This is a genomic window from Novosphingobium fluoreni, from assembly GCF_014196615.1.
Taxonomy (GTDB): domain Bacteria; phylum Pseudomonadota; class Alphaproteobacteria; order Sphingomonadales; family Sphingomonadaceae; genus Novosphingobium; species Novosphingobium fluoreni.
This window is the reverse complement of the sequence record NZ_JACIDY010000001.1, coordinates 160,219-184,367: the sequence shown is the minus strand read 5'-3', so window position 1 is coordinate 184,367 and position 24,149 is coordinate 160,219. Positions and strand designations below refer to the sequence as shown.

At 65.8% G+C, this 24,149-nt stretch carries 25 protein-coding genes; 6 read left to right on the top strand and 19 right to left on the bottom strand.

Features of this window, described 5'->3' with window-relative positions:
* Position 1: 1 nt before the first annotated feature.
* The 8 genes from GGR39_RS00870 to GGR39_RS00835 all read right to left on the bottom strand — a co-directional run bounded on the left by GGR39_RS00870 (position 2) and on the right by GGR39_RS00835 (position 8,134).
* Positions 2–1,102 carry a hypothetical protein gene (locus GGR39_RS00870; RefSeq protein WP_221225891.1) on the bottom strand — a complete coding sequence of 367 codons (1,101 nt, stop codon included), beginning with the start codon at positions 1,100–1,102 and terminating at the stop codon, positions 2–4.
* Positions 1,103–1,343: 241 nt separating this feature from the next.
* A complete protein-coding gene (locus GGR39_RS00865) occupies positions 1,344–1,772 on the bottom strand; it encodes a hypothetical protein (RefSeq protein WP_058736224.1) in 429 nt (142 codons plus the stop codon).
* Positions 1,773–1,828: 56 nt separating this feature from the next.
* A complete protein-coding gene (locus tag GGR39_RS00860; RefSeq protein WP_058736223.1) occupies positions 1,829–3,154 on the bottom strand; it encodes a FliI/YscN family ATPase in 1,326 nt (441 codons plus the stop codon).
* A complete protein-coding gene (locus tag GGR39_RS00855) occupies positions 3,148–3,756 on the bottom strand; it encodes a FliH/SctL family protein (RefSeq protein ID WP_058736222.1) in 609 nt (202 codons plus the stop codon). Before GGR39_RS00855 ends, GGR39_RS00860 begins: the two co-directional genes overlap by 7 nt.
* Positions 3,749–4,768: a flagellar motor switch protein FliG gene (fliG, locus tag GGR39_RS00850; protein ID WP_183615486.1), complete on the bottom strand. Its 1,020-nt coding sequence runs from the start codon at positions 4,766–4,768 to the stop codon at positions 3,749–3,751. Before fliG ends, GGR39_RS00855 begins: the two co-directional genes overlap by 8 nt.
* Position 4,769: 1 nt before the next feature.
* Positions 4,770–6,485: a flagellar basal-body MS-ring/collar protein FliF gene (fliF, locus tag GGR39_RS00845; RefSeq protein WP_183615485.1), complete on the bottom strand. Its 1,716-nt coding sequence runs from the start codon at positions 6,483–6,485 to the stop codon at positions 4,770–4,772.
* 3 nt (positions 6,486–6,488) lie between these two features.
* The gene (gene fliE / locus GGR39_RS00840; protein ID WP_183615484.1) at positions 6,489–6,860 is read right to left on the bottom strand and encodes a flagellar hook-basal body complex protein FliE; all 372 of its coding nucleotides are present in this window, start codon (positions 6,858–6,860) and stop codon (positions 6,489–6,491) included.
* Positions 6,857–8,134 carry a sigma-54 interaction domain-containing protein gene (locus tag GGR39_RS00835; protein WP_183615483.1) on the bottom strand — a complete coding sequence of 426 codons (1,278 nt, stop codon included), beginning with the start codon at positions 8,132–8,134 and terminating at the stop codon, positions 6,857–6,859. The genes fliE and GGR39_RS00835 overlap by 4 nt, the downstream gene beginning before the upstream one ends.
* Positions 8,135–8,386: 252 nt before the next feature.
* On the opposite strand from GGR39_RS00835, the gene GGR39_RS00830 reads away from it, so the two are divergent.
* The 3 genes from GGR39_RS00830 (at position 8,387) to lptG (ending at position 11,936) form a co-directional block, all read left to right on the top strand.
* Positions 8,387–9,400: a flagellin N-terminal helical domain-containing protein gene (locus tag GGR39_RS00830; RefSeq protein ID WP_183615482.1), complete on the top strand. Its 1,014-nt coding sequence runs from the start codon at positions 8,387–8,389 to the stop codon at positions 9,398–9,400.
* 177 nt (positions 9,401–9,577) lie between these two features.
* Positions 9,578–10,837, top strand: coding sequence for an LptF/LptG family permease (locus tag GGR39_RS00825; protein WP_183615481.1), 1,260 nt, complete (start codon positions 9,578–9,580; stop codon positions 10,835–10,837).
* Position 10,838: 1 nt separating this feature from the next.
* On the top strand, positions 10,839–11,936 hold the full coding sequence (gene lptG / locus GGR39_RS00820) for an LPS export ABC transporter permease LptG (RefSeq protein WP_183615480.1): 1,098 nt from the start codon (positions 10,839–10,841) through the stop codon (positions 11,934–11,936).
* A gap of 18 nt (positions 11,937–11,954) precedes the next feature.
* Here lptG and GGR39_RS00815 read toward each other — a convergent pair whose 3' ends face one another.
* Complete coding sequence (locus tag GGR39_RS00815; RefSeq protein WP_183615479.1) at positions 11,955–13,055, bottom strand: fatty acid desaturase family protein; 1,101 nt, start codon at positions 13,053–13,055, stop codon at positions 11,955–11,957.
* A gap of 151 nt (positions 13,056–13,206) precedes the next feature.
* Here GGR39_RS00815 and GGR39_RS00810 point away from each other — a divergent pair, with 151 nt between their 5' ends.
* A complete protein-coding gene (locus GGR39_RS00810; RefSeq protein WP_288418181.1) occupies positions 13,207–14,400 on the top strand; it encodes an N-acetyltransferase in 1,194 nt (397 codons plus the stop codon).
* A 91-nt stretch (positions 14,401–14,491) separates the two neighbouring features.
* On the opposite strand, the gene GGR39_RS00805 is transcribed toward GGR39_RS00810, so the two are convergent.
* On the bottom strand, positions 14,492–14,761 hold the full coding sequence (locus tag GGR39_RS00805; RefSeq protein WP_183615478.1) for a hypothetical protein: 270 nt from the start codon (positions 14,759–14,761) through the stop codon (positions 14,492–14,494).
* Positions 14,761–15,453: a lipoyl(octanoyl) transferase LipB gene (gene lipB, locus GGR39_RS00800; RefSeq protein WP_183615477.1), complete on the bottom strand. Its 693-nt coding sequence runs from the start codon at positions 15,451–15,453 to the stop codon at positions 14,761–14,763. The genes GGR39_RS00805 and lipB overlap by 1 nt, the downstream gene beginning before the upstream one ends.
* A gap of 99 nt (positions 15,454–15,552) precedes the next feature.
* Between lipB and GGR39_RS00795 the strand changes: the two genes are divergently transcribed.
* Entirely contained in the window at positions 15,553–16,365 is an 813-nt protein-coding gene (locus GGR39_RS00795; protein WP_183615476.1) for a DUF7847 domain-containing protein, read from the top strand.
* Positions 16,366–16,448: 83 nt separating this feature from the next.
* On the opposite strand, the gene GGR39_RS00790 is transcribed toward GGR39_RS00795, so the two are convergent.
* From GGR39_RS00790 to GGR39_RS00755, 8 genes are all read right to left on the bottom strand, one after another.
* The gene (locus GGR39_RS00790; RefSeq protein WP_183615475.1) at positions 16,449–17,087 is read right to left on the bottom strand and encodes a class I SAM-dependent methyltransferase; all 639 of its coding nucleotides are present in this window, start codon (positions 17,085–17,087) and stop codon (positions 16,449–16,451) included.
* Positions 17,088–17,186: 99 nt separating this feature from the next.
* The gene (locus GGR39_RS00785) at positions 17,187–17,531 is read right to left on the bottom strand and encodes an arsenate reductase family protein (RefSeq protein WP_183615474.1); all 345 of its coding nucleotides are present in this window, start codon (positions 17,529–17,531) and stop codon (positions 17,187–17,189) included.
* Positions 17,528–18,040: a (2Fe-2S)-binding protein gene (locus tag GGR39_RS00780; protein ID WP_183615473.1), complete on the bottom strand. Its 513-nt coding sequence runs from the start codon at positions 18,038–18,040 to the stop codon at positions 17,528–17,530. The genes GGR39_RS00785 and GGR39_RS00780 overlap by 4 nt, the downstream gene beginning before the upstream one ends.
* A gap of 29 nt (positions 18,041–18,069) precedes the next feature.
* Complete coding sequence (locus GGR39_RS00775) at positions 18,070–20,124, bottom strand: TonB-dependent receptor plug domain-containing protein (protein WP_183615472.1); 2,055 nt, start codon at positions 20,122–20,124, stop codon at positions 18,070–18,072.
* A gap of 41 nt (positions 20,125–20,165) precedes the next feature.
* Entirely contained in the window at positions 20,166–20,561 is a 396-nt protein-coding gene (locus GGR39_RS00770) for a DoxX family protein (protein WP_246388175.1), read from the bottom strand.
* Positions 20,562–20,605: 44 nt separating this feature from the next.
* The gene (locus GGR39_RS00765; protein ID WP_183615471.1) at positions 20,606–21,019 is read right to left on the bottom strand and encodes a hypothetical protein; all 414 of its coding nucleotides are present in this window, start codon (positions 21,017–21,019) and stop codon (positions 20,606–20,608) included.
* 109 nt (positions 21,020–21,128) lie between these two features.
* Complete coding sequence (tldD, locus tag GGR39_RS00760; protein ID WP_183615470.1) at positions 21,129–22,556, bottom strand: metalloprotease TldD; 1,428 nt, start codon at positions 22,554–22,556, stop codon at positions 21,129–21,131.
* A gap of 66 nt (positions 22,557–22,622) precedes the next feature.
* Positions 22,623–22,883 carry a zinc-finger domain-containing protein gene (locus GGR39_RS00755; RefSeq protein WP_183615469.1) on the bottom strand — a complete coding sequence of 87 codons (261 nt, stop codon included), beginning with the start codon at positions 22,881–22,883 and terminating at the stop codon, positions 22,623–22,625.
* A 93-nt stretch (positions 22,884–22,976) separates the two neighbouring features.
* Here GGR39_RS00755 and GGR39_RS00750 point away from each other — a divergent pair, with 93 nt between their 5' ends.
* Positions 22,977–23,921, top strand: coding sequence for an ABC transporter ATP-binding protein (locus GGR39_RS00750; protein WP_183615468.1), 945 nt, complete (start codon positions 22,977–22,979; stop codon positions 23,919–23,921).
* Positions 23,922–24,149: the final 228 nt, after the last annotated feature.

Here is a 24,149-nt window from a genome sequence, read left to right as displayed (position 1 = left end):
TTCAGGCGTAAATGCCGCTGCGACGCTCACGCGCCGATGTCGGGGACGTCTTCTCACCAGCGTTACCGCGAAGATGGTTAACAAAGTGCTGCCTTGGCGCTTCGCGCTCGCTCGCGGCCCTGTCACGCATCGCTTGCTGCTGCTGCTGGGAGGAGGTGTTGTTCGATGTGGGCGGGTCCTGCGCGGTGTTCGGCTGCGGCTGGGAGCCCTGTTGCTGGTGTTGCGAGTCGCGGCGGCTATCGTCCGCTGAGCCATCGTTGAATGCTTGGCCGGCCAGCGATGCGGCGGCAGCGGCATGGACTGCCGGAGCAAAGCCGGGGTCGGCGTTGCCCAGCGTCACTTGCAGGTGCGAATCATCGGCGCGGATATTGAGCGATACCGAGCCGAAATCCTGATGCACCAGGGCGGCGCGCACGGTGTCGGGCGCAGCGGCGGCGCGAGCTTCGGAAATGCGATCGACCAGGGCGGCGATGTCTTGCGTGGCGGCTTGTGGCGCCGATGCCATGACGGGGGCTGCCGGAACGCCGGGCAGGCGGGCGTCTGGCGCGGAGACGGCCTGCGGATCGGTGCGCAGTGGCTGGCCGGGAACGGCGGCCTCGGTAGACGCGAGTGCTTCGATGCTTGCCGGAGCCTTGGCATCGGCCGGGGTGGTGTCACCCGAATCAGGCTTGTTGGCTGCCAGCGCCTTCGCCGCGCCGGGAAGCATCGCCAGCACTTGCGCAGCGATCTGGGCGGTAGGCGCGGTCGGCGTGGCGGCCTGCTGCTGTGGCGGGGTTGTTTGAGCCGTGGCCTCGGGGGGCTGCTGCTCGGGGTTCTCCGGACGCGGCTGGGGCTGGACGGGCACGATGACCGCCATGGCAAGGAGAGTTGGGTCGACGGCAGCAGCAGCCGGTAAGGTCTGTGGCGCAGCGTCCGTTGGTGTGTTCGGCGAAGGGGTATCGCTGGAGGCTGGTTTGGTCGATCGCGCCTTCGGGTGGCCCGGCACCTTGCCGTCCGGCAAAGTCTTGCCGCTTGCCGCCGCGTCATTGCCGCTCAGCGCTGCCGGCGTGCCGGTGGACGGTACGGGTGGCGGGACTGTCAGATCTTGCAGAGGCGCAGCCATGCCGCGATCCACTCCGGGCAAAGCGGTGACGATTGGGGCCGGGTCTGTCTCTGGAGAAGGGGCGGCCGATGGATTTGCGTCAGATAAAAGCGCCGCAAAATCAATCGTCTGTCCATCGCTGCCCGCCCCGGCAGCCGGCATACCCGGCAGGACCGCGCCCGGCAGTGCCGGGGCATGGGGAAGAGAAGCGGACAAGTTGATCATGGAGCAGGCCAGCCTTCGCGGTAAAATGCGTAGTCAGCTATTCAAGGTCCGTGCCAGTTTGCTTGCGGCTGCCCAGCACGGTCGTTTCCGCGCTACGGGCGATCAGCTTGGCTTCCAGCTTGGCGCGCTCTTCTACGGCGGCGCGGCGGCGTTCGGCTTCGCCCAGCATGCGCAGCTTCGCGTCGGCAATGGCTTCGGCGCGTTGCGCGTCGGCCTGGGTGGTTCGAGTCAGGCTGCCCAGGCCGCTGACGAAGCCGGTGAGCGTTTGCAGCGATGCGCCATCCACCGCGCCGCGCCGCGCACCGTAATCGGCGGCAAGGCGGCCCGTGCGGTCACTCAGCATGCGCAACTGCGACAGAGTGCTTTCGGCCTCGGCGGCTTCGCGCGCGGCAGTCTGCTTGGCGATCGCACGGATTTTCTCCAGGCGATTCAGTCGCACAAGGCGCGCGCGCTGCTCCGCGTTCATCGCGTTGCCTGCCTATCCGGCCCTAACGAATAGGAAAAACGATGCATAAGCGTCGATCAGGGGCCTAGCAGTGCCGCCAATTGCGCGGCGCTGGTGTCGATATCGATGATCTCCCCGCCGAACTGGCAGAGAAACGCCGTCAGCAATTCGTGCATGGCGATAGCGCGGTCGAGCTGCGGATCGGCTCCGGAGCGATAGGCGCCCATCAGCACGAGGTCGCGATTGGCTTCGTAGCTGGCCGTCAGGGCGCGGAACTCACGCGCCAACTTCTGATGATCGGGACTGACGATATCGTTCATCACGCGGCTGAGCGAGGCGGCGATGTCCACCGCCGGATACTGGCCGCGCTGCGCCAGGGCACGATTGAGCACGACGTGACCATCCAGGATGGCGCGGGCGGTATCCACCACGGGGTCGTCCTGGTTGTCGCCATCCGCCAGCACCGTGTAGAGGCCGGTGATCGAGCCGCCGCTTGCCGCAGAATTGCCAGCGCGTTCCACCAGCTTGGTGATGGTCGCCAAGGCGGACGGCGGATAGCCGCGCGCCGCGCCAGGTTCGCCCAGCAGCAGGCCTATTTCGCGCGCGGCGTGGGCCACGCGGGTCAGGCTGTCCAGGATCAGCAGCACCTTCTTGCCCTGCGCCCGGAAATGCTCGGCCATGGAGGTCGCCAGCATCGCGCCGCGCAGGCGCAAGTTGGGAGCATGATCGGCGGGCACGGCCACGACCACGGTGCGGTCGCGCTTTTCGGCGTGCATATGTCGTTCCACGAAGTCCGACACTTCGCGGGCGCGCTCGCCGATCAAGCCGACGACGATGATGTCCGCTTCCGCGCCGCGCGCGATCATGTCCATCAGCACCGATTTGCCGACGCCCGAACCGGCCATCACGCCGATGCGCTGGCCGATGCCGAACGTGGTCAGCGCGTTGAGCGAACGCACGCCGGTATCGAACGTCTCACGCACGGGGCTGCGGTCAAGCGCTGAGGTGCGCAGCCCGCCCGAGGGCCATTCGCTGCGGGCATGGATCGGTGGTCCGCCATCGATCGGCAGGCCTTCGCCATCCACCGCCCGGCCCAGGAACGCCGCGCCGACGGGCAGCATGCCGGGTTTGCCTTCGGGATGGACCCGCGCGCCGGGGCGCAGCATCACCGAATCGCCCAAAAGCATCATCAAGGTACGGCCATTGCGGAAGCCGATCACTTCGGCGGCCAGCGTCGTGCCGGGCTTGTGCGCCACGCGGCACATCGCGCCGACCGGAATGGACAGTCCGCTCACTTCCAGCAGTCCGCCATCGCACGCGGCGACCAGGCCGAAGCGGCGCGGGGACAGGTCGATCGGTTCGGCGGCCAGGTCCCGCAGCAGCGGGTCGAACAGGGTCAGCACTGGTGCAATGCCTCGGCAATGGCGCGCCGCCAGGTGGCAGGCCCGTCCTCGACGCCGCCGTTAGTGCCCTCGACGCGGATCGCGCCACGCTCCAGCGTGGGGTCCGCCTGCACGTTCCACTCCGCGGTGATGCGCGGGGCCAGCAGTTGCAGGTCCTGCGGGTGCATGCGGATCACGCGTTCATCGTCCGCTCGCGCCAGCATCGCGGCGGCGCGGGTGACGCGGTGCATCAGCGCTTCCTCGTCCAGCGCGAAGGGTGCGATCGCGGCTTCGCAAAGCGCGGCCACGGTATCGCGCAGCCGCTCCCGCAATTGCTCTTCCAGCGCCTCGTCTATGCGGCGGAACGCCAGCGCCAGGCCTTCTCCGGCCACGGCATCGGCCAGCGCCATGGCTTCGGCTTCGGCGCGCGCATCCTCGTAGCCCTTGGTGTAGCCTTGGGCGAACGCTTCTCCCACCGGGTCGGGTTCGGGCTCCAGACGGACCGGCGCGGCGTCCGGCTCCAGCGCGGATGCCATCGGGAACTCGGCGTAGCGGGCATCGGTGCGAAACCCCGTCGCGCCCGAAAGCTGGCTGAGCGAAAGGCGGGTGAAGCCCTCAGACATAATCGCTGTCGCCGCCGCTGGCCGAACCGAACGCGATCGTGCCGTCTGCCGCCAGTCTGCGGGCAATGGCGACGATGGCCTTTTGCGCCTCGACCACTTCGGCCAGCTTGGTGCGGCCGCGCGCGGCGATTTCGTCCTTCACGCCATCGGCGGCGCGGCTGGACATGGCGCGGAAGAACACTTCGCGCTCGCTTTCCGGAATGCCCTTGAGCGCGCCGATCAGGACGTCGCTCTCGACCTCGCGCAGCAGCGCGCCCATCGATTGCGCATCGAGGACGAAGAGGTGCTCGAACTTGAACATCTCTTCCTCGATCTTGCGCGCCAGGACTTTGTCCATCTTGGCGATCTGGGGCATGATCCGCGCTTCCACGGCCTTGCCCGCGCCGTTGATGATGCCGGCGGCCTCCTTGATGCCGCCCATCGCCAGCGGAGCCGCACCATGGCGCTCACCGATGCGGCGGGTCAGCAATTCTTCCAGGATCGTGATCGCCTCGGCGGAGACCGGGCCCAGCGTGGCGATACGATGGACGATCTCGCTCTGCTCGGCGGCGGGGAGCGAGTGCAGCACGGCGGCGGCCACTTCGGGATCGAGCTGAACCAGCAGCACCGCGATCATTTGCGGGTGCTCGCCCTTGATCAGCGGGGCCAGCGCCTCAGGCTCAAGCCAGCGGGCCAGTTCGATGGTGGAGGCCTTGGAGGCGGCCTGGGGCGCGATGCGGCGCATCAGGTTCTCGGCCTTCACGTCGCCCACGGCGCGACCCATCACGTTGCGCACATGGCCGACGCGATCGTGCGTCATCAGGCCCAGCGATTCGGTCTTCTCAACAAAGCCGGCGATGGCACCGGCAATGATCTCAGGCCCGATCTCACCCAGTTCGACCATCTTCTGGCCCAGCAGGCGCAATTCCTCCGGCTCAAGCTCTGACAGGATGCGCGCGGCCTGATCATCCTGCAGCAGCATGACCATGACCGCGGCGTTGCCGGCGGGATCGAGATTGGCAAGCGCGCTCATGTCAGGCGGCCTCAGCTTGGGGGGCGGCGGGTGGTGGGGAGTTCAGCATCTGGCGCAGCGCCTGGACGGAGCTGCCGTGCTTTTCGGTTACCAATCGCTGCGCCAGTTCGACCTGGCGGGCGAGGAGCTCGGCGCGCGAGATATCGACATCGACACCGTTCTCATCGCGCGTGGTGGTGGATGCCAGCGCGGCGATCGTGCGCTGGCTGGCGGTCTCGGCCTCCGCTTCGCTTTCGGCGGCCTCGCCCTTCTTGCCCTTCTTGTCACCGCGCATGGCGGCGATCAGCGGGCGCACGCCGAGCAGCATCACCAGCAGCACCGCGATTACTGCCGCGCCATAGCGCACGATCGTGGCGAACCAGGGCGTCTCGTAGAACGCGGGCGGGGTCACGTCGATCGGCTCGAAGCTGCGCATCACGACCTTGACCTGATCGCCGCGCTGCGGGTTCGCGCCCACCGCCGCGCCGACCAGCGCCTCGATATCGGCGATGTCCTTGGCTTTCGCGCCCTTCAGCGCATCCTTGCTGAGCGCCACGGCCACGGTGACACGCTTGATGCCGCCGGGGCGCTGGTTGGAGACGGAAACCTCCCGGCCCAGCTCATAGGTGCGGGTGGAGCTGGATTCGCCGTTACCCGGCGGAGTGGCGCCCGGCGCGGCGGAAGGAGCCTGCGTGCCCTGCGGCGGGCCGTTCTGGGCCTGCGTGGCGGGCGGCGGCGTGTTGGAAAGGACGCCGGGAATGCCGACGGCCGCTCCGCCTGAACCGGTCTGTTGCGATTGCTCCTGGGTCTCGGAACGGACAACGCCGTCCTTGTCGTAGCTTTCCCGCGCGGACGTCACATCGTCCATGTTCAGCTCGACCTGGATCTCGCTGGTGAAATTCCCGTCGCCCAGCATGGGGCGCAGGATCTGGGAGACCTGGGCGCGCAGCTTGTCTTCCATGCGGGCTTGCATATCGAGCCGGTCGTCCTCGGCACTGGCCTTGGACGAAAGCAGTGAACCATGCTGATCGACCACGCGCACCGAATCGGGCGAAAGACCCGGCACCGATCCGGCGACGAGGTTGACGATCGCGGTGACTTGCCCCTCGCTCAGCTGGCGGCCGGACTTCAGGCGCACCATGACCGAGGCGGTAGGGGCCACGTTGTCACGCACGAAGACCGACTTCTCACCCTCGGCCAGATGGACGCGGACCGAATCGACGCCATCGATCTCCATGATCGAAAGCTGCAGATCGCGCTCGCGGGCGGAGCGCAGGCGTTCCCCCTCCAGGTTGCGGCTGGCACCCATCGGCAGCTTGTCCAGCATCTGGTCGCCGGTCTCGGGCGTGGCCAGGCCACCATCGGACGCGACGAGCATCCGCGCCTTGTAGAAATCGCCTTCGTCCACGGTCAGCGCGCCGGTGGAGTTGTCGATATGATAGCCGATGTTTGCCGTATCGAGTGCGGCCACCACGCTGGCGCGCTCACCGTCGCTGAGCGAGCTGTAAAGCGGGCGCTGGGCAGAGGGCGCCACGGCGGACCAAGTCAGCGCCGCGCCGCCCAGGGCCGCGACGCCCAGGAACCACGGCAGCATCTTCTTGACGGCGGGCTGCGCCTTGAAGGCATTGATGCGAGTCAGCACGGAGCCGCCCGCCGGATCGGTGAGCGGCGTCAGGATCGACGTGCCAGATATGCCTGCGCCCCCAGGAGAGGCCGCGGCTGGAACCAGATCAGCCATCTATCACACTCCCATCCGCATGATGTCTTGGTAGGCGCTGAGCAGCTTGTTGCGCACCTGCAGGGTCGCTTCGAACGCAACACCTGCTTCCTGGCGCGCCAGCATCACCTTGGCGACATCAGTCACTTCACCGCGCTGATAGGCGTCGGCGATGTTCTCCGCCTTCACTTGCGTGGCGTTGACGCCGTCAAGCGCGGTCTTGAACGCGTCGGCAAAGTTGTTGGCCGGGGCCTGCTGGGTCGGCGCGGCGGCTTGCGTGCCTTGCGGCGCGTGAAGCTGCTGCAGCGTCTGCGAGCGGTCCATGATCTGCTGGCGCAGCGCCATGATCTGCTGGACGCCCGCTGCGCCGCCGCCGATGCCGGAGATGCCGCTCATCGACGGCCACCAGCGGCTATGCGGCCGATCTCGATGCCGGCATCACGGAAGGAGGCCAGGCGATAGCGCAAGGTGCGCTCGGAAATGCCGAGTTCGCGGGCGGCTTGCAGACGGTTGCCGCCACAGGCCTCCAGCGTATCGATGATGGCGCGTGCTTCGGACAACTGCACCACGCTGGACAGCTTGCGGCCGGCTGGCTCGGCTACGACGATCGGCTCGGCCGGTGCCATCGCCACGTCGATCAGGCGGGCGGGGCTGTCGAACACGATGTGATCGGGGGTGATCGTGGTGGCGTCACCGGCCAGCAGCAGCGCGCGGCGCACCACGTTCTCGAGTTCGCGTACGTTGCCGGGCCAGGCGTGGATCTTCAGCATCGCCAGCGCCGCGTCGTTGAAACAGGGCACCCGCGCCGGGTTGAAGGCGTGGCGCAGCGCCATGCCGAACGCCAGCGGGGCGATATCGTCGGCACGCTCCCGCAGGGGGCGCAGCGAGAGGGGGAATACGTTGAGGCGATAGTAGAGGTCGGCGCGAAAGCGGCCTTCGGCAACTTCGGTGGGCAGATCGCGGTTGGCGCAGGCGATCACGCGGATATCGATTGGGATCGGGCGGGTCGCGCCGATCGGCACCACTTCCTGCTCCTGCAAGGCGCGCAGCAGCTTGGCCTGCAGGGAGAGGGGCAGTTCGGCGATCTCGTCCAACAGAAGAGTGCCGCCATCAGCGGCGCGCATGAAGCCCTCGCTCGCCCCAGTCGCGCCGGTGAAAGCGCCCTTCTGGTGGCCGAAGAGCATCGCTTCCAGCATGTGCTCGGGCATCGCGGCACAGTTAACGGCGATGAAAGGTCCGGCCGCGCGCTTGGAACGGGCATGGATGAAGCGGCTGAGCACTTCCTTGCCGGTCCCGGTGGGCCCGTTAATCAACACGGGGATATCGCTGACGGCCAGGCGATCGGCCAGCGCGAACACGGCCAGGCTTTCCGGATCGGCGGCGATCGGCTCGCCGGGGCCGGCCATCGCGGCCAAGGTCATGGCCAGCGCCGATTCGCTGGCGGGGTCGGCATAACTGATGACGGTGCGGGCAGCGCCTTGTCTGCCAATGGCTTGCGAGCCGCGCATCAGCAAAACCTTGCGGCCCGATCCGGTGGCGGAGGCGGCATCATCGGCGTCCAGCAGGCTCACCTGGCTGGCATCCACCAATGTCGCCGCGACGGCGGCGGCGCGCTGGGCCAGCAGGCCATGCTTGCGCGCAACATTTTCACCGAGCCCCAGAACGGTCATTTTCTTCGCAACCCCCAGTGGAAATTAACCACGCTTCGTTGGGCTTCAAATGCGCCTGAAACGTCAAAGGGATCGGTAATTTAAGTCCTAGGGTTTATACGTAGTTTCGACGGGTTTAAGGGCTTCTTGCACGATGGGGCGAGATTTTTTGTCCCTTAAAGCGATTTGCCGCCACCCGTTCTGGTTGCTGGAAGCTGCGCCGGATGGGCTGGTGGGGCTGACGGATTTCGGGACCACTCGGGAGTTACACACATGGTTGCCATCAACACCAACATCTCGGCCATGAAGGCCGCCAATGCCTCGATCAGCGCCAACAAGTCGCTGGGTACCTCGATGGAGCGCCTCTCCACCGGCAAGCGCATCAACTCTGCCAAGGACGACGCCGCCGGCCTCGCCATCTCCACTTCGATGACCTCGTCGATCAAGGGCATGAGCCAGGCGATTCGCAACGCCAACGACGGCATCGCCCTGGCGCAGACCGCCGACGGCGCGCTGGGCGAAGTGACGAACATCCTGCAGCGCATGCGTGAGCTGTCGGTTCAGTCCGCTTCGGGCACCTACCAGGACACCGACCGCGCCAACATGCAGGTTGAAGTCAAGGAACTGCAGAAGCAGATGGTCGACATCGCCAAGACTGACTTCAACGGCGTAAAGTTGTTCGACTCGGCGCAGGACAACAAGGTTTCGATCCAGGTCGGCTCGGCTTCGACCGACACAATGGAATTGAAGATCACCAAGCTGGACCTGACGGCGGTGACCGGCGCCACCTCGAACGCCGACGCCAAGCTGGGCGACAAGATCCTCGCAGGTGATCCGCTGGTCGGCACCAAGCACAAGGTCACCGCGGAAGACGTCGCCTACGGTGCGAAGTTCGGCGGCACGGCTGCGGCCACCACGGACATCGGCAACGAGAAGACGCTGGCCGCCGACGACCAGATCTACGTGCCCGCCGAATCGACCGGTGGCATCGACATCGGCACCGCCGCCGGCGCGACCTCGGCGCTCGCCAAGCTGGACACCGCTCTGAAGGACGTGAACACCACGCGTTCGTCGATCGGCGCTGGCCAGAGCCGCCTCGACTCGGTCGTCAACAACCTGACCAGCAAGGTTACCAACCTGTCCGACGCGCGCTCGCGCATCGAGGACACCGACTACTCGACCGAAACGACCGCTCTCGCCAAGTCGCAGATCCTCTCGCAGGCTTCGTCGGCGATGCTCTCGCAGGCCAACCAGAGCCAGCAGAACGTGCTGTCGCTGCTCCGCTAAGAGCGGCGTAGCTAACGCTTAGCCCACCTTCGCGGTGGGTCCGGCCCGGCGGTGTTCCCCAGACCGCCGGGCCTTTTTGCGTGTCGAACCGTGAGAGCCGCCGCAATTCGGCCTCTTTCATGCAACGCGGGTAGCGGGTAAGGCAGTGGGCCAGCCATCCGGTGATCTTAGCCTCTCGTGAAATTCTTCAGCGCCATCGATCGTTATATCCTGCGCCTTGTGCTGATGCCCATGCTGGGCGTGTTCGTGCTCGCGGCCTCGCTGCTGATGCTGGACAAGATGCTGCGGTTGTTCGATTTCGTGGCGGCGGCGGGTGGCCCGGTGGGCATCGTCTTCAAGATGCTGGCCAACCTGCTTCCGGAATACGCAAGCCTTGCGATCCCGCTGGGACTGATGCTGGGCATCCTGCTCGCCTTCCGCAAGCTGGCCACTTCCAGTGAGCTGGACGTGATGCGCGCGGTGGGCCTCAGCTACACGCGCCTGCTGCGCGTGCCCTATATCTTGGCGCTGACGTTGGCGCTGCTGAACTTCACGATCGTGGGCTATCTGCAGCCGTTGGCGCGATATTATTACGAACAGCTGGATTACGAGCTGAAATCCGGCGCGCTGGGCGCGGCGATCAAGGTGGGTGAATTCACCACGCTCAAGGATCGCGTCGCCTTGCGGATCGAACAGAGCCAGGACGATGGCCGCCGTCTGATCGGCATCTTCGCGCGCGTAGCGGACAAAAAGGGGCAGGTGCTTTCCATCTCCGCCAAGGAGGGCAGTTTCCTGGCGCTGAGGAATGCGCCCGATACGATCATTCTTCGCTTGTCCGAAGGCCAGATCATCCAGGACGTCCCGGGCGAATTGCCCCGCGTGCTCAGCTTTACCCGGCATGACCTGCCGATCGATCTGCCCGCCATCGAACGCTTCCGCACGCGCGGGGCCAATGGTGAACAGCGCGAATACCTGTTGCCGCAGCTGCTCTCGATCGGCTGGAACAAGAGCCTGCCCAAAGCGCAGCGCGTGTCCAGCCAGGCGGACTTCAACTTCCGCATGGTGGAAGTGATGATGATGCTGTTGCTGCCACTTCTGGCGGTGTCGCTGGCGATCCCGCCCAAGCGGTCCACCTCTTCGCTCGGCCTGTTCGTGTCGATCGTGATGGTGGTCGCCTATCACAAGGTGAACCAGTATGCCGCCGATGTGGCCGCACTGGGCAAGGTCAGCCCGCTGCTGGGTCTGTGGGGGCCGTTTCTACTGCTCGCCGCCCTGATCCTGTGGATGTACTACCGCGTGGCTTACGTGCCCGGCGGACAGGCGATCGGCTGGCTGGAGAAGGGTTTCGAAACCGTGGCCAAGCGGTTCAAGATGCTGCTGCGCCGCCATCGCAAGGGGCCGATCATGCTGCCGGACCCTGGCCCGCAAACCAGCGCGCAACCGAGCGAGGGCGCCTGACGTGCAATTCGAATTCTTCCCCTCGCGCACGCTGACGATTTACCTGGCACGCCTGTTCGTGACGCGGATCTTCGCCGTGCTGTTCATGCTGGTGCTGGTCCTGCAAATGCTGGACCTGCTGGGTGAGAGCGGCGACATTCTGGCCTACCCTGGCAACGGCCAGGGGCAGCTGCTGTATTACGTGTCGATGCGGCTGCCGCAGCTGGTGGCGCGCTTCCTGCCCTATTCGGTCCTGCTGGCGACGATCATCACCCTCGCCACGTTGAACCAGAACAGCGAGGTCATCTCAATGAAGGCCGCCGGGCTTTCGGCGCATCAGGTGCTGGCCCCGCTGGTGGCGGCCGCCCTTGCGATCTCCGGCCTCAGCTTCGTGTTCAACGAACGTGTGGTGACGCGCGCTACCGCTGCGCTCAACGCCTGGGAAGCGGTGGACTATGGCCCGATCCCCAAGACCTCCACCGCGCGCAACAACCTCTACCTGGCGGAAGGGCGCGATATCCTGTTGGCCGGAACGCTCTCGGGTGAGGGCAACGCCATGGTGATGACGCAAGTCACCTACTATAGGCGCGATGGCAACGGCATGATCGTGGAACAGCTGCGGGCGCCGCGCGCCACTTACGCGAATCCGGGCTGGCGGCTGGAAAACCCGGTGGAATTCAACGCGCAGACGATCACCCAGCAGCGCATGGGTTCGGCCGTTGTCGCTAAGGGCATCACACCCGCACGGATCGCGATCAGCGGTGTCGATGCCGATGGGGAGGGTCTGTTCACGCTGACCAAGTCGATCGATGCGATGGCGCTGGCGGGCCGGCGCACCACGGACCTTCAGGCGGCCTGGTGGCACAAACTTTCCGGCCCGCTCTCCGCCGCGCTGATGCCGCTGCTGGGGGCGATCGCCGCGTTCGGCCTGGCGCGCTCAGGCCAGCTGTTGATCCGCGCGGTGATCGGCATGGCGTTGGGCTTCGCCTACTTCGTGTTCGACAATGCCGCCTTGGCCATGGGCAATTTCGGTGGCTATCCGCCGTTCGTGGCGGCCTGGGCTCCGTTCCTGCTGTTCCTGCTGATCGGTGAGACAGTGCTGATCAGGACCGAAGAATAGCGGTCACTACCCCCGCAGTCACCCCACCCGCATCGTGCTGCGCGCGATCTTGCCGACCAGCGCGAACAGCCCCGGATGGTTCGCCTTCACGTAAGTGCCGTCAGTGCCCAAGTGCGCGCTGAGGCGGCGGTGGGCTTCGGCCAGCGAATGGTACGGCATGCTGGGCAGCAGGTGGTGCAAGGCGTGATAGCGCAGACCCACCGGAGCCCAGAGTGCCGGGACCGGCCCGGGCGGCGGTACGTTCACCGAATCGAGGTATTGCGCGGTGACGGTCATCGCCTCGCCCTCGTTCTCCCACAGGTGGGCCACCAGGGTGCGCAGCTGGTTCAGCACCGCGGCCACTGAAACCACGGCCATCGCGATCAGCAGCGGACGCCAGCCATAGGTAAAGCTCGCCGCCACAAGCGTGATCGCCCAGACGCTGGCGCCCAGCTCCTGCCAGAACACCATGCGCTTGGCCGCACCCTCCGGCGGGCGGCGGCGGAAACCGGGATTGATCGATAGCGAGGACAGCCGTTCCCACACCAGCTTGCGCAATGGCGGAATCACCGCGCCCAGCGGCACCAGCACGGCGGAGCGCACCAACAGCGCGGGCGGCAGCAGGATCGCGGTGACCAGGAACAGCGGCAGCGACCACGGCTTCATCAGCGCGAGCGGCAGGTATTCCGGATCGTCCGCGGTGCCGTATCGGGTGCGCGCGTGATGCAATTGATGCACGCCCTCATACATTAGCGAGGGCGTGAGCAGGGGAATGCCGACCAGCACGTTCCACGCGGTGCGAAAGCCGGGCAGCGCGTCGCGGTGGATGTGGGTCAGCTCATGGATGAACAGCATGGCCCGATAGAGCGCCAGCGCCGCGACAAGGCCGCAGGGCACCGCGATCGCCGGGCGATCGGCCAGGATCGTAGCCGCCAGAGCGGTATAGCCGACCGCGGCGGACACCAGCATGTCGGTCCAGTAGATCGCGGGGCGGGCCGTGGAGATGTCACGCGTCAGCTCTACGGCGGCGCGCAGCATGTCCTTGTCGTCCGGGATGGCGACGCGCGCAGGTGCCGCCGGAGAGGCCATGCGCTCTGCGGGCTGCGATTCGGCCGGTCCTATGGTCTGGTACACACTCATGTCTTCTAGATCCGTATGCCTTGATGGCCTGGGCGAACTGCGCGGCATTGCTGCTTTGTTTCTGTGGACTGCAGCACTTGCTTGACAACGCACCCGGCACCGCCGCACTTCGCGCACGACCGCTTAACTAACCTGGAACAAAGGCAGCATCGTGGCCGAAGCTCAGCAAACCGCGCAATCGATCCCGGGCGACCTAATCATCGAGCCGGTGTCGGACAAGGCCGGACGCGCCGCCTTTGTCGATTACGCTTATCGGCGAAATGCCGGCGATCCCAATTGGGTCGCCAATCTGCGCATGGAAGAGATCGAGAAATTCACGCCAGGGAAGAACCCGTTCTTCGATCATGCCCGCGTCCAGCTGTTCCTGGCCAAGCGAGCCGGGAAGGTGGTCGGCCGCATCTCCGCGCATATCGATGAACTGGCTTTGGGCCAGCCGGTCGAAAAGGGCATGGGCCCAGGTACCGGCAACTGGGGCGCTATCGAGGCGGATGACGAGGCGGTGGCGCGCAGCCTGATCGCCACGGCTGAAGGCTGGTTGCGGCAGCAGGGCATGCATCGCGTGCTGGCGCCGATGAATTTGTCGGTATGGGAAGAGCCGGGCCTTCAGGTGAAGGGCTTCGAGCACCCGCCGATGGTGATGATGGCGCACCACTCGGCTGACTATCAGCCCTGGGTGGAAGGCGCAGGCTACACGCTGGCGAAAAAGCTGGTCACGTATGATCTTGATATCCGCAAGATCTATCCGCCGCTGATCCAGCGCATCATCTCTTCGGGTGAGAAGAACGCCAAGATCCGCATCCGCGAAGTGGTGTTGAAGGACTTCGACAAGGAGGCCGCGATCATCTGCGACATCCTGAACGATGCCTGGTCGGACAATTGGGGCTTCGTGCCCTTCACCGAAAAGGAAATCGCCTACACCGGCAAGAAACTGAAGCCGCTGGTCCACCCCGACCTGATCCGGATCGCCGAGTATGAAGGGGAGCCGGTGGCGTTCATGATGACCTGGCCGGACCTCAACCAGGCGCAGATGCGGATCAACGGCCGCAACGGCAAACCCTCGCTGCTGGGCTGGATCAAGCTGGCGCTATGGCTGAGGAAGCCGCGCCCCGCCGATATGCGCGTGCCGCTGATGGGCGTGCGCAAGCGGCTGCAGAGCTCGCGCCTGGCCAGCCAGCTGGCCTTCATGATGATCGAATATATCCGCCGTGCTGCCGTCACCAAGTATCGCGGCACGCGTGCGGAGATCGGCTGGATCCTGGAGGACAACCAGGGAATGGTGGCGATCGCCGACTCCATCGACAGCAAGATCAACCGCGAATACCGGATCTACGAAAAGGCGCTGTAACGGGGCCGCTCCAAGCGCTTCCGCCATCCTTGGACAGATCCCGTTCGACAGATCGGGTGGTCTCCCGGACCGGCGTTGAAAGGCGCGCTCCCTAGGTCGGCACAGCCTCAGGCGCGATATCTTCGGTGGGCGTGGCAGGCGTTCCAGAGCCGGCCTTGCGGGCCGAACCGGTTTCGGCCTCATACGTCGGCGGCTCCAGCGGCGGTGCGGAGGTGGCCGTATCGTAGGGCAGCATCGCATCGCTGGCCGAGCCCGGCAGGACTTGCCCGAACGATGCGCCGTCCTGCTTTGTCTCGTCCTTGCTGCCGCAAGCGGCCAGCGTCGCTGCCGCCACCAGGGCGAATCCCAATCTCGCCTTCATCATGCGGTTCCTTCGCTTGTGGGCGGGCAGGCCTTGTCCAACGCTTCCAGGAAAGCGGGCATATGCGCCAGCAAGGCCTGGTCCCACGCCTCTGCCGACACCTTGCGCCCCAGCCGTTCCAGACTGGTCACGCCGAACTCCTCGATCCCGCAGGGCACGATGCCGCTGAAATGCGAAAGATCGGGGCTGAGGTTCACAGAAAAGCCGTGCATCGTCACCCAGCGGCGGATGCGCACGCCGATGGCGCCGATCTTCGCCTCACGCCCGTCGATATCCTGAGTCCAGATACCGATACGGCCCTCGCTACGGAAGCTTTCAACATCGAAGTCTTCCAGCGTGCGGATCACCCAGCCTTCCAGTGCGTGCACAAAACCACGCACGTCGCGCGCGCGTTTGCGCAAATCCATCACGACATAGCCGATGCGCTGGCCGGGGCCGTGATAGGTATAGCGCCCGCCGCGCCCGGCTTCGACCACTTCAAAGCGGGGATCGAGCAATTCGGCCGCCGCCGCGCTGGTGCCGGCGGTATACACCGGCGGGTGCTCCAGCAGCCAGATCAGATCCTGCGCCTCACCATCGGCGATCGCGGCATTGCGCGCCGTCATCTCCGCCAGCGCTTCCCGGTAAGGCACCGGGCGCGCGGCGATGCGCAGTTCAAGGTCGCTGGCAGTGGTGGGGGGAACGGCCGTCATACCGCCTTTGCGTGGCCGCAATCGCTGCGCTTATCAAGGGGGTCTTTCTTCCGTCCGCGCCCAGGCCTAGAGCGGACGGCCGATCACCCGGAGATGACGATGAAGCTCGACAGCAACCGCGCATGGAAGGACGCCAACCGTGACATATCGCGCAATCGCGATGCGGCCCTGGCGCTGGCAGGCGTGTTCTTCCTGCTGCCGCAATTGGTGCTGGCGCTGTTCTTCCCCCAGCCCGAGCCCACCGTGGGGATGAGCGAGCAGCAGATCGTAGCTCTGGTGCAAAGCTATTACGCCACTGCGCTGCCGGCGATGATACCGCTGGCGATCTGCCAGGCGCTGGGCACGCTGGCGTTGCTCATCCTGTTGCGCCACGCCGCGCGGCCGACCGTGGGAGAAGCGCTGCGGCTGGGTGTGGCGGGCTTGCCGGCCTATCTTGGCGGGCTGATTCTGCTCGGTTTGGGGCTGGGCGTGGTCGGCGTTGCGATCATTACGCTCCTCGCCCTGAGCGGCGTCGTCACGATCGCCGCCGCGGGGGTGCTGCTCGTCCTGCTGCTGTTCGCCGTCGTGCTGTTGAGGGTTTCGTTGTCGGGGGCCGTCGTCGCGATCGAGGGAGAGCGCAATCCGCTGCGGGCCCTGCGCCGGTCCTGGCGGCTGACCGGTGGCAACGCTTGGCGCCTGTTGGCCTTCTACGCCCTGTTTTTCCTGGCGGCGGGCGTGGTGCTGATGATCGTCAACCTGTTCATCGGCTTGCCGCTGCAAATGCTGGGCAGCGCTACGACGGCCGAGATCGGCAACGCGCTGGTCTCCTCCGTCATCACGGGTGTGGCGCAGATGTATTTCGTGGCGATCATCGCCGCGGTCCATCGCCAACTGGGTGGTGATGAAACCGGCGTGCAAAACACATTCGAATGACGGCCCCTGAACTGGGCTCCCTGCAAATGCAGCCTGCGGATGAAACCAGCTTGCCCGTTCCGCGCTAAGCGGCGGACGGATGGTCAGGCGGCTTCTTCGTCCTTCCAGCCCCAGAACAGGAAGCAGGGCATCACGTTCAGCAGCTCGAAGTCGTTGTCGATCCGCGTGAAATGGCGGGCCATGAAATCGCGCGCGCGGGAGGTGAACTGGTAGACCAGAAACGCGCCGCCTGGGCGAATCACGCGGTGGGTGGCGGCGGCAATGGCCGGGCCGACACCTTCGGGCAGGGTGGAGAAGGGCAGGCCGGACAGTACGTAGTCCGCATGATCATGGCCTTGCGCCCGAATGATCTCTTCCACATCCGCTGCCGAGCCCAGCACGGCGGTGAAGCGGTTGTCGGTGATGGTGCGGCGCAGGTAATCGATGAAAAGCGGGTTCGTATCGATCACGATCAGCGCACCGTCGCGCGGCAGGCGGTCGAGCACGGGGCGGCAGAACGTGCCGACGCCGGGGCCATATTCCACGAACAGCTTGCACTCGTCCCACTTCACCCGGCTCAGCATCTTGGCGATGGTGAAGCGCGAGGAGGGGATGATCGATCCGACCATCACCGGATGACGGATGAAACCTTCAAGGAAAACGCCCCAAGGACCGAGCGAATGCTTGATCTTGCGCACGATTTTCTGTGGCAGCGCCTCGCGGGCGAGCTCTGAACTGGTCATGCTGGAGGCGGCTCTCAGGCTGTCATGGCTTTTTATATCGAACCGGCGCGGTGGCAGATTCATCCCGTCTTGGCAAGGGAGCGCGCCTTGGCGGAGCGCTCAGAGTATCTCGTGGACCTTGTCCTGCGGGCGACAAAGCCGCACGCCTTTTTCGGTTTCCACCAGTGGTCGTTCGATCAGGATCGGCTCTTGCGCCATGGCGGCAAGCACCGTCTGGTCGTCGGCATCGGGCAAGCCTTGCTCCGCCGCGTCGGTGCCGCGGGTGCGCAGCCCGGCTTGCGGGGTGAGCCCGGCATCGCGGTAGAGCTGCGCCAGCTTGTCCACGCTGGGCGGCGTCTTGAGATATTCCACCACCGTCACTTCGACGTCGGGCGTTTCCCGCAGGATCGCCAGGGTCTTGCGCGAGGTGCCGCAGCTGGGATTGTGCCAGATCGTGGCCTTCATCGAGGGGTTCCTTCGGATGGTATGGTGGTGACTGGAGTGGCGCCGGCAGCGGCGTTGCCCCGCATGGCGCGGCTGGCCTGCTGCACGACGCGCAGCAATCGGGGATAGACGCCGCAGCGGCACAAGTTGGGTATCGCCGCCTTGATCTGCGCATCGGACGGATTGGCGTTTCGCGCCAGCAGTCCGGCTGCGGCGATGACGATGCCCGGCGTGCAAAAGCCGCACTGGATCGCTTGCTCGGCCACCATCGCCTGCTGCACGGGATGCGAACGATCGCGTGACAGGCCTTCGATGGTGGTGACGGCGCGGCCTTCGCACTCGGCCAGGCTGACCAGGCAGGATCGCCGCGCCTCTCCGTCGATCAGCACCATGCACGCCCCGCAATCGCCCACACCGCAGCCGTATTTCGTGCCCGTCAGATTGGCAGCATCGCGCAGGCCCCACAGAAGGGGCGTGACCGGATCAAGGTCGATCTCGATCGCACGATCGTTGACGGTCAGGCGAGGCATCGGCCGAGGCTTTACCGAAAGGTGCGCCGCTAACGCAAGCCGACCTTCAGCCCGCCCCAGATGGTGCGCGGCGCGCCCAGGTCGATCGACCCGGCCTGGTTGCGGGTGACGATGCGCGCGTCCAGCAGGTTTTCGGCGCGCAGCAACAGACTGACCCCGGGCCGTAGTGGCACCTGCACCACCCCGTCCACGGTGGTGACGGCGGGAAGCACGTCGGTCTGCAGATCATCCTCGTACTGTCGGCCTACGTGGCGAACGGTGCTGCTCAACCGCCAGCCGGCGGCCGGTTGCCAGCCGAGCGTGCCGCTGGCGGCAAGGCGCGGCACTTGCGCGGGGCGCAGGCCGTCAAGCGCGGCGGACGGTCCGCTCGCATCCACCTTGGCGTCCGTCCAGGACAAGCTGGCATCCAGCGAAAACGTACCCCACGCACCCCGCGCACCAAGTTCCAGGCCGCGCGCGCGAATCGCATCGACATTGCGGCGCTGGCGCGTGGTGGGAGAGAGGGTGACGTTGGCTATGGCGTTCTTCAGCTGGTTGTCGAACGCCGTCACCGTCAGGGCCAGGCCAGCTGAAGGCCGCAGCTCCAAACCTGCCTCATAACCTTCCAGCTTTTCGTTCTTCAGCGCGGCGTTCGCCTGCGTGGTGATCGGGAAGACCACGAAGGGGCGGTACAGTTCGTTCATCGTCGGCTGGCGAAAACCGGTGTAGGCGGCGGCCCGGACGCTGATCGCATCGCCCACGCGCCACACCGCTCCTCCGCGAAAATTGCCGGTCCAACCGGCGCGATCGGCGTAGCGGTTGTCCGTCGTCATGCGGCCGGATGCGGCGATCTCGCGGAAGAAGCCGTTGTCGATCCGCCAGCGATCGGCGCGTGCGCCTGCGGTCAAGGTCAGGCGGCCGATTGTCCAATCGTCTTCGGCGTAGAGGCCTAGATCTGTGTTTCGGCCACCTGCACGGCGCAGGGCGGTGCGAAGGCCCGTTTGCGCACTGAACGGTTCCTCATAAAGCGCGCCTTCCGCCACCCGCAGGTCGGCGCCGAGCCGGGTCACGTGGTTGCGGGCCAGGGGCGGGCGCAGTTCGATCTTGCCGCCGTAGCCGGTGGATGGCGTCTTCACCTGGTCCAGCGTCTTGCGAAAGCTGGTGCTGCTGATGACGATGTTGGCAAAATCCTGCGTCTGGACATAGCCCAGCACATCGAACGCCCAGGCACCCCGGCCTACCAGGCGCAGACTGGCTTGCTGGCCGCTGGAGCGCGAATCGGCGCCGGCAAAGCGCAGGGTGCGCTGATCGTCATAGGCCAGGACGGAGGCTTGCAGTTCCGTGGTCGCGTCCAGAGGTGCGACGGCGCGCACCGCGGCTGACCAGCTTTCGAATCCGGCGCGGACGCTGGCGGGAGTGCGCTGGCCCGATGGCGTGGTCCAGAAGCCCTTGCCGCGATCCCATTGCACGCTGGCGACGGCGAAGCCTTGCCCCAGTTGCGGCGCAACGGTGAGGGCGGCCTGCGTCTCGCCACGCTGGTCAACCAGTGCCTCGGCAGTCAGTGGGCCCAGCGTGTCGGGAGAGCCGCTTTCCAGCTCGATCGTGCCCGATACCGCGCCCGCCCCGAATGCGCCTGCACCCCCGCCGCGCGTGATCTGGACCCGCCCCAGCCGCTGCGGCGCGAGTGCGCTAAACGGAATGTAGCCGAAGAACGGGTTGGCCACCGGCACGCCGTCCAGCAGGACCAGCGCGCGGCTTGAGGCATTGCCGCCCAGCGCGCGCAGTGTCGCGCCTTGATTCGACGGGTTGGCGGAGCGACTGTCAGACCGGCGGAACTGAGAGAACCCGGCGACGGAGGCCAGCACATCCTCGATCCGGCCCGAAGCACTGGCGGCGATGGCATCGCGCTCCAGCACGGTCGTATCGTAAGCGGGCGTGGCGGGCGTATCGGACAGGCCGCGCCCGATGACGGTGATGGGATAAGGCTCACCTGTGGGCCGGGCCGGTTGCGCGGCGGCCGGGCATGGCAGTGCGAGTGTAATGATCGCGCCGATCCAGGCGGGACCAGAAGGTGACCGTAAGATGGTTCGCAAGGAGGCGCGCATCGGCGCTCCCTAGGCCGACAGCTATCGCGCGTCTTGTGCTTTCAGCGAAGCGGGGAGGATTTGCGCGTAGTGCGCAAATGCTCGATCACGGCGCTGGCCCACAACGCCCACCCGATGATCAGCGGCTGGGCCAGCAATCGCGGGACGTGATAGGCCAGGCTCAGGCCGTGATCGGGCCGCGCCATGTCCAGTTGCATGTGGTGGTAGTTCGCCGGCCACACGCACAAAGCATATAGCGCCAGGCCCCATCCCGCCGCGCGCCGCAACGGCAGGGAGCGTGTCTGCACCAGGCCGATAGCGCCGGCGATCTCCGCCATTCCGGTCAGCGCGATGACGACGTCAGGCGCGGGCACCCAGTCGGGCGTAATCGCGAGGAAGGGTGCTGGCCGGGTGAGATGAATGATCCCCGCCGCGCCATAGACGGCGGCCAGGATCAAGCGTCCCCACTTTCGGCTCCTCGGCTCCGGAACGCCGATCAGGCTCAACGCGCCGATGCCACCTTCTTGTATGGCACGAACTGCTGCAGGCCGACGAAACCGCTATAGAACCGCGAGTTGCGATCAATCAGCGTCACGGTATCGACGCTGCAAAGCTGGCCGTTCAGCGGCTTGGTCACCATGATATCGTCGTTGTCCAGCGACTCGGGATTGCTGGGCCGGTTGACATATAACGTGCTGCCATAGCGATAGACGATCGCCGTCTTATCGATGATGCGCTGTTCGCTGGACTGGCCCAGCGGCAGGCAGTTCACCGGCTTGCCCGGCTCCCGCCCATCGAGCATCTTGGCCAGTTGCGCCTCACCCGTTAGCCGGTCCCGAGCAACAGCGGGAGGGGCGGCTACAATAGTGGCGGAAATGGCGGCCAGTACGATCGCCGCGCTTGATTGCTTATTCATTGCGACCTCTTGTTCGGTGTTCTTCACGCGACCAATAGCCGGCTCGCGCTGAACCAGTGCTGAAAAGTAACGCACAAGATCGCCGGATGGATCCGCCGGTTCAGCTGGATCAGGCCGTTCCGCCCACGGTCAGCCCCTCGATCAGCAAAGTGGGCTGCCCGACGCCCGCAGGCACGCTCTGCCCGCCCTTGCCGCAGACGCCCACGCCTTCGTCCAGCGCCATGTCGTTGCCGATGCCGGTGACGCGGGTGAGGACCGACGGCCCATCGCCGATCAGCGTTGCGCCCTTGATCGGTGCGCCCAGCTTGCCATTCTCCACCTTGTAGGCCTCGGTGCAGGAGAATACGAACTTGCCCGAAACGATATCGACCTGACCGCCGCCAAAGCTCTTGGCGTAGATGCCGTTCTTGATGCGGCTCAGCAGTTCCGCCGGATCGTCGTTGCCGCCCTTCATGAAGGTGTTGGTCATGCGCGGCATCGGCACGTGGGCATAGCTTTCGCGGCGGCCGTTGCCGGTCGGCTCTACGCCCATCAGGCGGGCATTCAGCCGATCCTGCATATAGCCTTTGAGGATGCCGTCCTCGATCAGCACTGTTTCCTGGGTAGGAGTGCCTTCGTCATCGATCGATAGCGATCCGCGCCGGTTCACGATCGAGCCATCGTCCACCACGGTGACGCCCGGTGCCGCGACTCGCTCGCCGATGCGGCCAGAGAAAGCGCTGGTGCCCTTGCGGTTGAAATCGCCTTCCAGGCCGTGGCCCACCGCTTCGTGCAGCAGGACGCCGGGCCAGCCCGGTGCGCACAGCACCGTCATCTCTCCGGCCGGAGCATCCACGCTTTCCAGGTTCACCAGGGCCTGGTTCAGCGCGATATCGATGCCGCGGTTCCAGTTCTTGGGATCGAACAGATCATCATAGAGCCAGCGACCGCCCATGCCGAACGTGCCGGTCTCGCGACGGCCGTTGCTTTCGGCGACGATCGAGATCGACAGGCGCACCAGCGGGCGCACGTCGGTGGCAACAAAGCCGTCCGCCCGCACTATCTCGACCACGGACCAGCTGCCGGTGATCGAGCAGGACACTTGCGCCACGCGCGGATCGCGGGCGCGGGCGGCAGCGTCCACCGTCTCCAGCAGCTTCACCTTTTCGGCGAAGGGCACCAGGTCGAGCGGGGATGCGTCAGTGTAGAGATGGCGATTGCTGGCGCGGGGTGGTGCCGGGCGAATACCCGTGGCCGGGTCCAGCAGCTTCAGCGTCTCACCCGCGCGGCGGATCGCGGCGGCGCTGATGTCGTTGGCGTGGGCGAATCCGGTCATCTCGCCCGAAACGCCACGCAGGCCGAAGCCCGCATCGCGCGAATAGTCGCAGGTTTTCAGCCGTCCGTCGTCGAAGCCGAACGCCTCGGAGGCGATGAATTGCAGGTACAGTTCGCCATCGTCACACGCCTTCAACGTCTCGGCGGCGAGGGCCTGGGCGTCTTCCGGGGTGAGTTGGCCGGGGCGGTAAAGGAGCGAGCGGGGATCGGGTGCGAATGCCATATGCCGGCAGATATAAGCACCCGCGTGGATTGCGCCAGCACCCGCTTCGTTGCGGATGCGCGATCGTTACGGATTGCTGCTGGTGCTCGCGCTGGCGCCGAACTCGTCCAGATCGCCCGGAAACACTTCGGTGCGCTCACGCTCGTGGGTGGTCGCGCCCTTCAGCACGAAGCGGCGATCGCAATAGCCGCATTCGACATAGCCCTTCTGGTCGATTTCCAGATAGACGCGCGGATGGCCCAGCGCCGCACCGGCGCGGATGTCGGTCGCGCCGTCACAGAATACGCGGCGCTTGTCGGTATAGACGGTCTCGGGCGGGTTGGTCATGGTTGGCGCGATTACCAAGGGCGTCGCGGCTTTGCCAGAGGGAATGCGGCGGCAGGTCTTTACCCCGGCGCGATCCTGCCCCAAATGCCGCGCATGACCGATCAACCCGCCATTTCGATCCGCGATGTCGTGAAGCGCTACGCCCCGGCGGGCGGGGGCGAGGGTAAACTGGCGCTGAAGGGCGTCAGCTTCGACGTGCCGGTCGGTAAGATCTTCGGCCTGCTCGGCCCCAACGGCGCGGGCAAGTCCACGCTGATCAACATCATGGCGGGCCTGGTCAAAAAGACGTCCGGATCGATCGACATCTGGGGCTTCGATATCGATGAGAACATGCGCAACGCCAAGCGGTCGATCGGGATCGTGCCGCAGGAAATCGTGTTCGACCCGTTCTTCACGCCGTTCGAGGTGCTGGAGATCCAGGCGGGGCTTTACGGCATCACCCAGCACCTGCGCCGATCCGAAGAGCTGCTGCGCGCGGTCCACTTGGCAGACAAGCGCAACGCCTATGCCCGCACATTGTCTGGCGGGATGAAGCGGCGGCTGCTGATCGCCAAGGCCCTGGTCCATCAGCCGCCCGTGCTGGTGCTGGACGAGCCGACCGCCGGTGTCGACGTGGAGCTGCGCCGCCAGCTGTGGGAACTCGTGACCCAGATGAATCGTGAGGGCGTCACCATCGTCCTCACCACGCATTACCTGGAGGAAGCAGAAGAGCTGTGCGATCAGATCGCCATCATCAACCATGGCGAGTGCATCGCCAACAAGCCCACGCGTGAACTGGTCGGCATGGCGCGGGAAAAGGTGGTGGAACTGACGCTGGACCGGGATCTCGGCCAGCTGCCGGTCGATGCCGCTTTCATCAAGAGCGAAAAGACCGGTGAGCGCACCATCGCGATCACGTACAACAAGGACCGCAGCAACGCCGGGCAAGTGCTGGCGTCCGTGCAGGCGCAGGGCTTTGCCATCGTCGACGTCACGACGCGCGAAGCCGATCTGGAAGACGTGTTCGTCAGCCTGACGAGCGAGGGTCAGACGGCTTGACTGGAGATACCGGCGATACCGCCCCGGTGTCGTTCTTCCAGTTGCCGCGCGAGCGACGGCGAATGGCCCGGCCGCAACGGCGGCATTCGCCGACGTAGCTCAGCCCGTCCCAATGGGCGGTCGATCGTTTGGGGTTGTGTCGGTCAAAGAGGCACAGGATTCGCTTCAGAACCATACGTTCATCCCTTCCGCCTTTCAGACGGCTCCCCCCAAGGAAGTGTTCTTGAT

Bases quoted from the DNA above. Each gene is read 5' to 3' on its own strand.
- GGR39_RS00795 (WP_183615476.1), top strand. From the start codon at position 15,553: ATGAAGCTCGACAGCAACCGCGCATGGAAGGACGCCAACCGTGACATA.
- GGR39_RS00870 (WP_221225891.1), bottom strand. From the start codon at position 1,102: ATGGCTGCGCCTCTGCAAGATCTGACAGTCCCGCCACCCGTACCGTCC.
- GGR39_RS00775 (WP_183615472.1), bottom strand. From the start codon at position 20,124: ATGCGCGCCTCCTTGCGAACCATCTTACGGTCACCTTCTGGTCCCGCC.
- fliE (WP_183615484.1), bottom strand. From the start codon at position 6,860: ATGAGCGGCATCTCCGGCATCGGCGGCGGCGCAGCGGGCGTCCAGCAG.
- GGR39_RS00835 (WP_183615483.1), bottom strand. From the start codon at position 8,134: ATGACCGTTCTGGGGCTCGGTGAAAATGTTGCGCGCAAGCATGGCCTG.
- GGR39_RS00780 (WP_183615473.1), bottom strand. From the start codon at position 18,040: ATGCCTCGCCTGACCGTCAACGATCGTGCGATCGAGATCGACCTTGAT.
- GGR39_RS00765 (WP_183615471.1), bottom strand. From the start codon at position 21,019: ATGAATAAGCAATCAAGCGCGGCGATCGTACTGGCCGCCATTTCCGCC.
- GGR39_RS00755 (WP_183615469.1), bottom strand. From the start codon at position 22,883: ATGACCAACCCGCCCGAGACCGTCTATACCGACAAGCGCCGCGTATTC.
- GGR39_RS00750 (WP_183615468.1), top strand. From the start codon at position 22,977: ATGACCGATCAACCCGCCATTTCGATCCGCGATGTCGTGAAGCGCTAC.
- fliG (WP_183615486.1), bottom strand. From the start codon at position 4,768: ATGAGCGCGCTTGCCAATCTCGATCCCGCCGGCAACGCCGCGGTCATG.
- GGR39_RS00815 (WP_183615479.1), bottom strand. From the start codon at position 13,055: ATGAGTGTGTACCAGACCATAGGACCGGCCGAATCGCAGCCCGCAGAG.
- fliF (WP_183615485.1), bottom strand. From the start codon at position 6,485: ATGGCTGATCTGGTTCCAGCCGCGGCCTCTCCTGGGGGCGCAGGCATA.
- GGR39_RS00805 (WP_183615478.1), bottom strand. From the start codon at position 14,761: ATGAAGGCGAGATTGGGATTCGCCCTGGTGGCGGCAGCGACGCTGGCC.
- GGR39_RS00855 (WP_058736222.1), bottom strand. From the start codon at position 3,756: ATGTCTGAGGGCTTCACCCGCCTTTCGCTCAGCCAGCTTTCGGGCGCG.
- lipB (WP_183615477.1), bottom strand. From the start codon at position 15,453: ATGACGGCCGTTCCCCCCACCACTGCCAGCGACCTTGAACTGCGCATC.
- tldD (WP_183615470.1), bottom strand. From the start codon at position 22,556: ATGGCATTCGCACCCGATCCCCGCTCGCTCCTTTACCGCCCCGGCCAA.
- GGR39_RS00785 (WP_183615474.1), bottom strand. From the start codon at position 17,531: ATGAAGGCCACGATCTGGCACAATCCCAGCTGCGGCACCTCGCGCAAG.
- GGR39_RS00865 (WP_058736224.1), bottom strand. From the start codon at position 1,772: ATGAACGCGGAGCAGCGCGCGCGCCTTGTGCGACTGAATCGCCTGGAG.
- GGR39_RS00790 (WP_183615475.1), bottom strand. From the start codon at position 17,087: ATGACCAGTTCAGAGCTCGCCCGCGAGGCGCTGCCACAGAAAATCGTG.
- GGR39_RS00830 (WP_183615482.1), top strand. From the start codon at position 8,387: ATGGTTGCCATCAACACCAACATCTCGGCCATGAAGGCCGCCAATGCC.